This is a genomic window from Sphingomonas populi (assembly GCF_004208535.1).
GTDB lineage: Bacteria > Pseudomonadota > Alphaproteobacteria > Sphingomonadales > Sphingomonadaceae > Sphingomonas > Sphingomonas populi.
On record NZ_SGIS01000043.1, the window covers coordinates 16,614 to 28,439 of the forward strand.

Below are 11,826 nucleotides of genomic sequence, written 5' to 3' on the forward strand. Positions count from 1 at the left end.
TTGTTTGGGAGTGACACTCAAACGCGATGTTACAAACAGTCATCTTAATTATTTGAGTACCACCCCATTTTCATACTCAGCCAACGTTGCTAGCAGAAATTCTTGGTGCCGGTGGGCATTTGGCGCCATATCGTTGGGGGGAAGTCATGAAGCGTTCGAATTCGCGCGGAATATCCGTGCGGCGTCTCACTTTAGCAATCGGCACGAGCACTGCCGCCCTCAGCATGGCCAATGCGACCTCTGCCTGGGCACAATGCGCGCCGAGCTTGTCCGCCACAACAACGAGCACTACGTGCAGTGGCGCGGTTGCGGACGGCGTGCAGGTCACCACCGCAAATGCCTCGGTCAACGTGGCGACCGACGCGCATGTTTCGAATGTCGGCGCACCGGCGATTCTCGTGGACGTGCCGATCCTTCCAAACACCTTTTTTGACACGACCACGCTGACGGTGATTGGTGCCGTGTCCGCGCAAGACCAGAGTGCTGTCGTCGTAACGTCGGGAACGTCTTCCAACAGCTTCAGCTACAAGACCGTAAGCTTGACCGTTGGTGCGGGTGGCAGCGTTTCGGGGGCGACCGCCTTTGCGCTTGTGCAGTCGGCTGGCAACGCGACTGGCACGATCGATGCGACGATCGACAACGCGGGTACGATCACCGGATCGGGCGGCACGGCCTTGATCGGGAACGCCGTGACGAACAGATACGGCTACACCAGCCCGCTGACCACCTTCAGCTCGATCACCAACCGCGCGAGTGGCACGATCACCGGCAGCATCGTCGGGGCGGCGCCGCTTATCACCAACGCGGGCACGATCGACGGCGGGACGCAAAGCGCGATCGACTCGCGGCTTGGCGCCTCGTCCAACATCACCAATGCCGCCGGCGGCGCAATCCGCTCGACCTCCGACTCCGCGACCATCCTCACCGGGGCGACCAACCCCTATTACGGTAGCAACAGCACGATCAGCAACAGCGGCATCATCACCAATGCGGGAAGCGGCGCCGCAGTGTCGGGCCTCGCGCTCACGGTCAAAAACGCGGCCGATGGCCAAATCTCCACGAGCGGCGTCACCGCGATCAGCGCGACAACGATCAATCTCGTCAATCAGGGTCTCGTTACAGGCAGCATCGTCGCCAGCAATGGCAGCAACACGATCGACTCCGGGAACGGCGCCATCAATGGTTCGGTTACGCTTGGTAACGGCAACAACACGCTCGTCGCGCGCTATGTCGGCAGGCCCGCGCTGGCGACGGGTATCGCTGGCACGTTGACCGTCGGCGGCACCGGAAACATCGAGCGTCTGGCCTTTTCCACCGACACCGCCGTAACGACGCCGGTTCAGTTGGACTCCGGCTTCCAGCAACTCGTCCTGGCGCCCGACGCGAAGGTGACCGCTACGCTCGAGGCCGGCTTCTCGAGCTCCGCGCCGATCGTGCTGAGCGGGCAAGGTACGGTCATCAACCGCGCGACGCTTAACGTTGGCGCGTCGGGGGTACGGGATTCTGATTACACCTTCGGTTCGGCCGCTGCGTTCATCAATGAGGGCACGATCAGCGCCACGGCGACAAGCAACCTATATTCACCGTTTGCGGTGTCGCTCAGCAACCATAGCTTTACCAACACCGCTACGGTGATCGCGAATGGCGGTGGCGGCATCAACATGTCGTTCAATCCGGTCAACAACTCCGGCACGATCATCAGCTCTGGTACGGGAGCGTTCGTGTTCGACGGCGTGCTGACCAACAGCGGCACCATCATCTCCACAGCCGGCGACGGGGCGTATCTGATCGGCAACGTCGGTTATACCGGATCTAACAGCGGCTTGATCCAAGGCGCGACATCGGGCGTCACCACCAGCGTCTATTTCACCAACACCGGCACGATCAACTCGACGGGCGTTGGCGTGAATGTGCAGCCTTACGGCTATCTCATAAACGGCGCGACCGGCGTCGTGAACGGTGGCAGCGGTGGCGCGGTGTCGGTCGGCTCGTTCAATGCCGGCGTGGCCAATGCCGGAATGATCAACGGCAACGTTACATTCTTCGGATCGGGAAATTATATAGCGCTGAGCGGCGGAACGCTCAACGGCAACCTCGTGCTCGGCGGGGGCGCGACGCTCGTAACCGATCTCGTCAACACCGGCAGCGGGCAGTTCGCGGGGATCACCGGAACCGTCACGGCGGATAAGAGCGCGACGCTGCGCTACGTCGTCTCCGCCGATACCGTCGCCACGCTGCCAACGACGAATGTCGGGCCGTTTGCCGGCGTCGGATACCAATTGAGCGACGGCGCGAAATTGACCCTGACCGCGCCTGCCGACGAGATCAGGACAACGCCGCTGCTGCTCGCCGGCAACGGTGTCGTCGATCTCGAAGCGAACCTCGCAGTAAGCGATGCGGTCGCTGTCCAGTCTGTCGCTGCCGTGACCTATCCGGGCGCTCCGGCAACGACCGGCACCCTGTCTATCATCAGCCGGGGATCGGTCTCGCTGACCCGGACCGACCGTTCGGTGTATAACTCTGCGGCCTTCAGCCTGTCCGCCACCGACAGCTTCACCAATTTCGGCGACATCAGCGTCACCGACCGGATCGGCTACAATACGGCCGCGATCGCCGGCGGTGTAAACATCACGAACGCTGGCCGAATCACGCTCGATGGCGGTGTGGGGATCACAGGCAGCTCGTTCTTCGGCCCCGCGACCGTGATTACCAACTCGGGGACGATCGTCCAGCGCGATGGCGGCCAAAAGGCGAACGGCGTGGTGGGCTTCACCACGCTGGTCAACGATGGCACGATCGCGGTCGGCGCCGCCGCCGTGCAATTCAGCGTCGTCAACGGCGCAACGGCGTCGCTTGTCAACACTGGTACCTTAATCTCGACGGGCGGTGCAGCGATCACCGACTACACCATCAGCTACGGCACCGAAAAGATTACCAATCAAGCCAGCGGCACGATCAACGGCGTCGGCCGGGCCATTCAGACCGCCTACGCGTCGCTCACCAACGCAGGCACGATCAACGGCACGGTCGATCTCGGGTATTTGAGCGCAACGAGCCGAAGTTACACGTCGGCCGTCTATGTCGCGGCCGGGGGTACCATCAATGGCGATCTTCTTTTCGGCAGCGGCTCGGACCTTCTCCTCCAGACCGGCGAAACGCTCGGCGTGTCAGGGATCGTGGATGGCGGAGACGGTAGGAACATCTACGGCCAGTCTCGCTCCGCATCGGGCAGCGTCGCGATCGATCCGACCGGCCTGCGCAACTTCCAGGACGTGCTTGTCGAAGCAAAAGGTGTCGGCACGGTGGTGACGGCGACAGGCACGCTCGCCGGAAATCTCTATGCCGTGGGCGATGGCGCCATCGTCAACCAGGCGTCAATCGGCGGCGCTCTGATGGCGAATTCGCCGTTCTCATACGGGCCGGCGACGTTCGACCAAGTGTCGTCGCTTACCAACAGTGGCAGCGTAGCCGGGGGCGTTTCCGGGGCGTTGGCGACATTCACGAATAGCGGCACGATCGGCTCTTCGAACTTGGCCGGTGCCGCTCTGTACCTCACGGGCGATACGCTGAACATCGACAACAGCGGTGTCATCGCGTCCGCTGGAGCGCTCTCACCGTATTTCTATAGTGTCTCGGCTTATCTGAACGCATCAACCAGCATCACGATCAACAACAGCGGAACGATTGGAGACGCAGGACTGTATGCGCGGACGTCTCCGCAGCCGGACGTGGCCGGCGCGCTGGCCCTGACGAACAGCGGCACTATTTCCAACAAGACCGGCCGTACGGCCGTGGATTTGGAGATGGGAGGTTTCTTCGGCAACAGCGTCGGTGGCGCGGTTTCATTGACCAATGCGGGCACCATCTCGTCACAGGGCGCGCCTACGGGGGCCGGTGGCGCGGTCGGCGTCGTTTTGGCAGCCTACGGCGCGAGCCAGCCCGTTGCTATCGACGTTGTCAACACGGGGACGATCTCCGCGGCGGCTGTCCAGCCGCTATCGGGTGAGGCGGGTAGCGCAATTGCGATGGAGATCGTCGGCAACGGTGCTGGGATGAGCACGCTCAGCAATGCTCTTGGCGGAACGATCGCGGCGAACGGTCCCGGACGCGCCATCGGCTTAGTCGTCGTCGACACTTCGCTCTCGCTCACCAATGCGGGGACAATCGTCGCCGCGGGAGGAACATCGTCGACCGCGATCCAGACGTTCGACAACTATGCGAACACGATCCGGAACACCGGGATCATTACGGGCGACCTCCGTCTTGCGGCTGGTGGCGATGTGGTGGACAATGCTGGTACGATCACCGGCACGGTCGCGCTTGGCGACGGCGACGACGTGTATATTCAGCGCGGCAGCGGCAGCGTGATCGGTACGATCGACGGCGGCTCCGGCATCGATACGATCGCACTCGAAAGCAGCGGGACGAATCACTTTGCGGGCGCGACGAACTTCGAGAAGCTCGCGGTCAACACCGGCTCCTGGACGCTGACCGGCGCGCAGACCTACTCCGGGGGCGCGACGATCGCGGCCGGTGCGAACCTGACTGTCACCGCGCCACCGTTCGGCAGCAATGTCAGCAATGCCGGCACGATCATCTTCGACCAAGCGAACAACGGCGCGTTTGCCAATACGGTGTCCGGCACCGGAGCGCTTAGCAAGATCGGCGGCGGCAGGCTGATGTTGGGCGCGCAAACCTATACCGGCGCGACCAACGTCTACGCCGGCGCGCTCGAATTGACCGGCAACCTTGCCGCCGGCACATATACTGTCGCAAGCGGTGCGACGCTGACGAGCGCACTGTCGGCGACGCTTTCGACCAGCGCCACCAACGTCGCGATTACCAACGCCGGCACGATCAGCGACGCCAACGCGAGCGGACGCGCGATCAACCTGGCGGGATCGAACAACGCGCGCACCATCGTCATCACCAATGCGGCCGGCGGGGTCATAACCAGCGCGGACGATGCGGTGCGGGTCAATTTTAATCCGAGCGGCGGCAGCATCCGCGTCGATAATGCCGGCACGATCCGCACCACCAACGGCGGACAGGCTCTCGACTTTGATGCGGCCGCCTCGGGCAAGGCCACGATCATCATTAATAATTACGAGACCGGCGTCATCCGTTCGTTTGGTCAGGACGCGATCCGGCCGGGACAGGGCGCGATCGTCACCAACGCGGGGCTGATCGCGTCGGACGGCGCGCCGAACAACAATTATGACGGTATCGACTGGCAAGGCAAGGCTGGCACCGTCGTCAACTTGGAAACCGGCACGATCTCCGGCCTGCGTCACGGTATCACCAGCGACACCGACGTGAACGTCACCAATGCCGGCCTCATCCGTGGCCGCAATGGCTCCGGCATCGGTTCAGACGGAACGGGCACGGTCGTCAACACCGGCACGATCACGGGCCGTTGGGACGGCGTAGCCACCAATGGTGACGGCGACGGAATCGACATCGATTTTATCGGTTCGGTCACGAACAGCGGCACCATCCAAGGGCTCAGCGCCAACGGCGTCGATTCCGGTGGGCGACCTAACAGCGCCGAGGGCATCGCGATGGGAGGCGGCGCGATCGTCAACACGGCCGGCGCGTCGATCTACGGCGCGGGCAACGCGGTGCTCATCAACCACGACACCAATGCCGGTGGCGTCGCGGACGGCGCGACCAGCATCACCAACGCCGGCGCGATCCGCGCAGGCTCTGGCTATGCGATCTCGCTGGTCGGCGCGTTCGACGATACGATCGTCAACGCTGGCACGATCACGGGCGGCAGCGCTGGCGCGATCGACATGGGCGCTGGCAACGACACGCTTATGCTCCTGCCGGACTCGGTCATCACCGGCACCGTTGATGGCGGCGCGGGCACAGACCGCGTCGTCCTCGGTGGCACCGGCGCGGGCAGCTTCGCCGGGGCGGTCAATTTCGAAACGCTGGCGGTCGCGTCGGGCAATTGGACGCTCACCGCGCCGGCGACCTTCGCCAACGGCACGAGCATCGCAGCGGCAGCGAGCCTGACCGGCACCAGCGCGACACTGACCGGCAGCATTGCCGATGCTGGCACGCTGATCTTCAACCAAACCCACGATGGCAGTCTTGCGGCGTCGCTCAGCGGCAGCGGACAGTTGGTCAAAACGGGCGCGGGCACGCTTATCACCGGCGATCAGGCGCGCTTCACTGGTGCCACGCTCGTCAACGCCGGCCGACTCGTGCTCGCCGGAACGCTGCCCTCGGCCGTCACCGTCGCCAGCGGCGCTGCGCTCGCGGGCAACGGCACGGTCGCGAGTCTTGCGATCGCCGCGGGCGGCACGGTCGCGCCGGGCAATAGCCCAGGCACGATCGTCGTTGCGGGAAGTTTCACGCAGGCGGTGGGCTCAACCTATGCGGCGGACATCACCGCTGCCGGCGCCTCGGATCATATCATCGTCGGGGGCACCGCCACCCTCGCCAACGGGGCGCTGCTGACAGTGACGCGCGATGCGGGCACCTACCGGATCGGCCAGCGCTATACGCTGCTGACCGCAGCGGGCGGGATCGACGGCACGTATACGCTGGTTCAGTCGCCGAGCGGCGGCACCGAGTTTCGTTTGGTGCGGACGATCAATGGTATCTCGGTCGATCTCGCGCGCACCGGTGCCTCGCTAGTGACGACGGCGAGGACCGGAAATCAGATGGCAGTCGCGAATAGCTTCGGCGCGCTTGACGTAACCAACGCCGCCTATGCCGCGCTGACGCTCAACCCCGATGACGCCGCAGTACGCAGCGCGCTCAACAGCCTGTCTGGAGAAGTGCATGCGTCGCTGCGCACCGGCATGCTCAAGGATGCGCAGGCTGGCGAGGAGGCGGTGCGCGGAAGGACCCTGTCGCAATCGGTTGGAAACGGCATCTGGGGTCAGATCAGCGGTCTGTTCGGCACTGATGCCGCGACGCGCGACGCAGCGGCGGTCAAGCGTAACGGCTACGGCGTGTTCGGCGGTGTCGATGCGGCGATCGGTACGCGTGCGCGCGCCGGGCTTGCCGGCGGCTATACCCGCACAAGTTTCACGATCGATGGCCGCGCCAGCCGTGGCACGATCAAGACCAAGCAGGTACTTGGCTATGCCAGCGGCACGTTTGGCGCGATCGCCCTGCGCGCCAGCGTCGGCTATGCTTGGGCCGACACCGGCACCGCCCGTCGCGTGGCATTTGCCGGCTATACCGCGTCGCACGATGCCAGCTACGATGGCGGCGTTTTGCACGGCATGGTTGAGGTGGGCGTCAAGCGGCCACTACTGGGCGGCACGGTCGAGCCGTTCGCGGGCGTCGAGGCGTACCGTGTCCGCAGCGATGCCTTTGCGGAGACCGGGGCCACGACAGCCCTGATCGGACGGGCGAAAAGCGAGACCTTCACGCTCACGGATCTCGGCATGCGCGCCGACACGCCGATCGTCGCGGGGGTGAGTGCCCACACGCAGGTCGGTTGGCGACGGGTGATCGGCGACGCCCGGCCGAGCGCGACGCTGCAATTTGCCGGGACCGACGTTCCTTTCACGGTGGCTGGGGCCGGGTTGTCGCGAGACAGTGCTACGATGGCGCTCGACCTCGAATGGAAGCCGGTTGAGCGCCTGTCGATCGTCGCCGGCTATTCCGGTTCGATCGGCGGCAACGGCGCCGACGACAGCCGCTTGCGGCTGACCGCGTCGCTCGCATTCTAAATGCGACCGAGGGGAAGTCGTTGGCTTCCCCGCGGACGAATCGGATCGCAGTTTGCATGGGTGTGCGCTGGAGGGCGAAGTCCTGTCTGGCGTGTGCCCGCTTCGCCACCGACGCCTGATGAGGCTCGCGTCGCGCGCCTCGGCCGGTCAGAAATTCGATTTCCGGTGGACATCGCTCGACGCAGTGCAGTGAGGCTTCGCCAGCGTCGGTCTGACAGTCGCTGCGGCGGCGTAGAATCTCCCGTGCGACACTGCCGGGATCGCATAGACTATCAGGTGATGGCGTATCGCGGACCATGACACGCTCCTGCTGTGACGCGGAAAGTCAGACATTCTTGGCGGCAGATGTCATATATTCCTGATATATCCAGCCTATTGAAGGCTCAAATTTACGGCTCTGCGTTGGGATCGTGTCTTTAATGCGCTGACTTTCGAGCTCGATGTTCGGAAATTCTGCGCGCAACATGCAATTGTAGCGCGAGTGCAAAGACTATTTTCGTGTCAAAGCAGGAATAAAATATCGACGCGAGCGTCGTACCTGCGCCGAAGCAACGTAACATCGAAGAGGAGAAGGCCGCGATCAAGGACGGTCGGATCCTTGGCGGCCGGAAGGACAAACCGGCGAAGCTGCGCCACAAGGATCGCGACGCGCGCTTGACGGTCAAATGTAAGCGGACAGTTGCTGTCGGGCATGTCTCAGGCTTCGTACGGCTGCCAAGCGAGCCCGGATAAGATCGCGCATTGCTTCGGGAGCGCTGTCGAGAATCCATACAGAGGTGAGCTCGCCTCCGCGGTGCGGTCGGGCCAGCTTCACCGCGTCCTGTCGATCTGTTTTGATACGGCCCCGGGGGCGGCTGGGAATCAGCGATGGCGCGACCACGACGCAGCTATGGCCGGCGGTGGCCACCGGACGCTGTATGCCGTAGCCGCGCGGCCCGACTTCGTAGCACATGTGAAGATCGACTCCCGGGCCGCCGAGCTTGGCGGGCAGCTTCGTCATCGCCGCTGGCGTGCTGTCAATCTGCCATGCTCACGCACCTCCGAGCGCTGGCCCTCCTCTGCTATCGCAACGGCAATCGTATTTTTGTTAACGTCCAGATCCATATACTTCACTGACTGGCTCATCATCCGCCTTGACGTGAACCCCATCTTTGATCGGGCGTAGAGCGGAGACCGGCTGTTATCATTGCGCGCGAGCGCAGTTGAAGCAGTGGGCTGGCTGCAGCCAGCCCACTGCTTTTCGAGTTCGGCGGCGAATGCCGCCGGGGGGGCATAGCCGAGCGAATAGTGCGGCCGTTCGGTGTTGTAGTCATCGACGAGCCGGCGACGACGTCGCCGGCTGGTCTGGACGATCATCTTCGGCGCCCCGCGCTCGGCGACAAGATTGGCCAGCTCGCGCACGACGCGCCTCCCAGAGGTCGCGCGCCGACCACCGCCGGCAAGCACTCGCGCGTCATGTCCTCGACGATGTTGAGCGCCCGGAACCATCATCCCGTCGCAAGCTGGTCGTGGACGAAGTCCAGACTCCAGCGCTGGTTAGGCCACTAGGCTCGGGCAGCATCACCGCAGCGGAGTGATGTTTCGTCCTTGCCAATGGCGGCTACCGGGAAGGAAAGCTGCCGAGCCGAAAGCGCCTAACTACGGCCGTCCCGTGACAATAGAACGTTTCCTAGTCTAGAAGCGGTCGCAGAATAAATGGCGTAGTCAGCAACAGGCGCCAAGGAACAACAATGGCGTTCTTCCTCGGCGAGTATCGGGGCGGCTTGCCATCCTACGGAGGTCCCTTAGCAGCAGTGAGGACGGTGCCTCCCGACGCCATCTGACGTCTGTGAGGGCAGGCGGTTAAGCCTCGGCACACGCTGGACCGTTGATATGATAACCTGAGCTAAGTTTGACTTTCAATGTGAACAGATCGTAGCCGCATGATCCGTGTTGAATCAATCCAAAATTTCGGTACGCTACTAAGACTTGCTCGGATCCCCGATTCCATTGGTCGGTGGACGCTGTCACAGACTGAAGGATTTCTCCATCCAACACAATATTGCCTTTATCGACACAATCGATGCGTGCTCGCTAAAATGTCCTACATGCGTCCGCGGTACTGGTTTGATGAGAAATTCATCTCGCAAAATAGAGCTGGAAGATTTCAGGAAGGTTGTTGATAAGGTAAAGGCTGAGGGCTATCCGAGAGTTGGCTTATACAGTTGGACTGAGCCATTTTTGAATAGAACATTAGAGTATTATATAGAAGTAGTCAAAGATTATGACTTACCGTGTGAGATATCGACAACTCTTTCTCTTCGCAGAATCTCAAATATGGAGGCATGTTTTCGATCTGGATTGGATTTGATGATTGTGTCTATCTCGGGTATGGATCAAGGAGTTTATCAAAGGAATCATGTTGGCGGAAACATTGATTATGTCTTTGCCAATTTGGAGAAGGCATCATCCTTAATCCGCGAAAACAATTTATCCACAAAAATCCGCCTAAGATTCTTTAAAATGGAACATAATCAACATCATATCGAGTCGGCGAGATCGTATGCAGAAGAGCTTGGTGTGGCGTTCGAATTATTGCAAGACTCTACCGACCCTTCCACCAGTGAGTACCACAAATATACAAATGATTATTTCGTCAAGCAATCTCTTTCATCGCCTGAATTAATTGCTCCTGAAGAAGTCGGCAAAATTTGCCCATTGATGTTTGACGTGGTAGCAATTGATGATAAGTCCGATATTTATTTGTGCGATGCAATGCCATATCATCCGTTTTTCCGGATAGGCAATTATTTGGATCTATCAGAAGACCAGCTCCTATTAAAAAGGTACAGTCACTCATTTTGTAGGGTTTGTACGTATCCACGACGTGAAGCCACGGATTCTGACGCGCACAGACTCGTTCGAGCGATAGAGGCCAGAACCGGCCGAGTTTCGCATGCGCCGTTGGATAAAATGGGTAACCGCGTATTATCCATTGATTTTGCTACTGATGAAGGGTCGGCAGTTCGATACTTGAGCATCGATCATACCCCGGAACTATCAGTCGAGCTGCAATCCATCTCTGATCTGGACATGCTGTACGTTCCGCACGAGCCTGAGCGTTATTATAAAACCGGATATGACGCGTTCAAGCTATGTCAAAAGGCAGTCGGGAAATGGCCGCCCCGGCGCGTGGTGGATTTTGGAATCGGTTACGGTCGCGTCTCCAGATGGTTCCGGCAAGAATGGCCAAGTGCAATTGTTTATGGTGTCGATATAAATACAAGCTCACTGTCATTCGTTCAGCAATCTCTTGGAGTGTTGCCAATACAGATCGACGCACACTTAAGCGTAAAAAATATTCCAGGGGACATAGACCTAATATTTTGTGGATCGTTATTGACAGGTCTTGACGAGTGGCAGTGGGACGCTGTTATAAGATTGGTGGTTCCCGCACTGGGGCCGTCCGGAATACTGGTTATAACGACCCACGGCAGAGCGATGTCGCAAATGCTTCGCAATAATATCAGTCATTTCGGGGAATCGATCGATGGCGCGAGCTTGTTGAACACTTTTGAGAAGGAGGGATTTGCCTACGCACCGTATGCAGCCGATCATCCCACGTTTGGAGTTTCGCTCTCCTCCCCGGCTTGGGTGATGTCAAAACTCCAACAGATACCGGAGCTGAAGATCATAAGCTTTGAGGAGCAAGGATGGGGTCAGGATGTCGTCGTTTTAAAGCGAAATCCTTGGCCAATGGCCGTAGCAAGCGGGGCATCTGAGCCCGTCCGGGCCGGCTATTCGGCAAACGGTAAGGCGACGAGTATTACGGCGTTCGGCGGATTGGACGACCGGATCGAAATCAGCATCGCGGGCACGACAGTTCGAGTGCCGGCCGGGGTGGATAGAGAGACGCTAAAGTCCGTCCTTGTGGCGCTGACGAACTCCTCAGATCACTAGTGCACTGATTCAGACGGAAGATGCAGGCAGTCTGGAGAGCTTGTCGAGGATTTGAGCGGCGGGCTTGGTCCAGACGAAGGGCTTTGGGTCGGCGTTGTGTTCCTTGAGGTAGCGATTGATGGCGGCCTGCAGGTCGACGATACCGCAGAATACACCGCGCCGTAGTCGCCGTCTGGTGAGGATCGAGAAG

Annotated in this window: 2 protein-coding genes and 4 pseudogenes; 3 read left to right on the plus strand and 3 right to left on the minus strand. The window is 60.7% G+C overall.

Annotation, left to right across the window (positions count from 1 at the left end; genetic code table 11):
• Positions 1-266 precede the first annotated feature (266 nt).
• Positions 267-7,697: an autotransporter-associated beta strand repeat-containing protein gene (locus EWE75_RS20360; RefSeq protein ID WP_130159934.1), complete on the plus strand. Its 7,431-nt coding sequence runs from the start codon at positions 267-269 to the stop codon at positions 7,695-7,697.
• A gap of 519 nt (positions 7,698-8,216) precedes the next feature.
• Positions 8,217-8,363 (plus strand): annotated as a pseudogene (locus EWE75_RS25680) (IS5/IS1182 family transposase); the annotation flags it as partial.
• On the opposite strand, the pseudogene EWE75_RS25685 reads toward EWE75_RS25680, so the two are convergent.
• Positions 8,362-8,822 (minus strand): annotated as a pseudogene (locus EWE75_RS25685) (IS110 family transposase); the annotation flags it as partial. The pseudogenes EWE75_RS25680 and EWE75_RS25685 sit on opposite strands and share 2 nt — an antisense overlap.
• A 45-nt stretch (positions 8,823-8,867) precedes the next feature.
• Positions 8,868-9,238: pseudogene (locus EWE75_RS25690) on the minus strand (DDE-type integrase/transposase/recombinase); the annotation flags it as partial.
• Positions 9,239-9,686: 448 nt separating this feature from the next.
• Between EWE75_RS25690 and EWE75_RS20375 the strand changes: the two are divergent.
• Positions 9,687-11,636, plus strand: a complete 1,950-nt coding sequence (locus EWE75_RS20375) for a radical SAM protein (RefSeq protein WP_345789397.1) — start codon at positions 9,687-9,689, stop codon at positions 11,634-11,636.
• Positions 11,637-11,645: 9 nt separating this feature from the next.
• On the opposite strand, the pseudogene EWE75_RS20380 reads toward EWE75_RS20375, so the two are convergent.
• Positions 11,646-11,826, minus strand: a pseudogene (locus EWE75_RS20380) (IS630 family transposase); the annotation flags it as partial.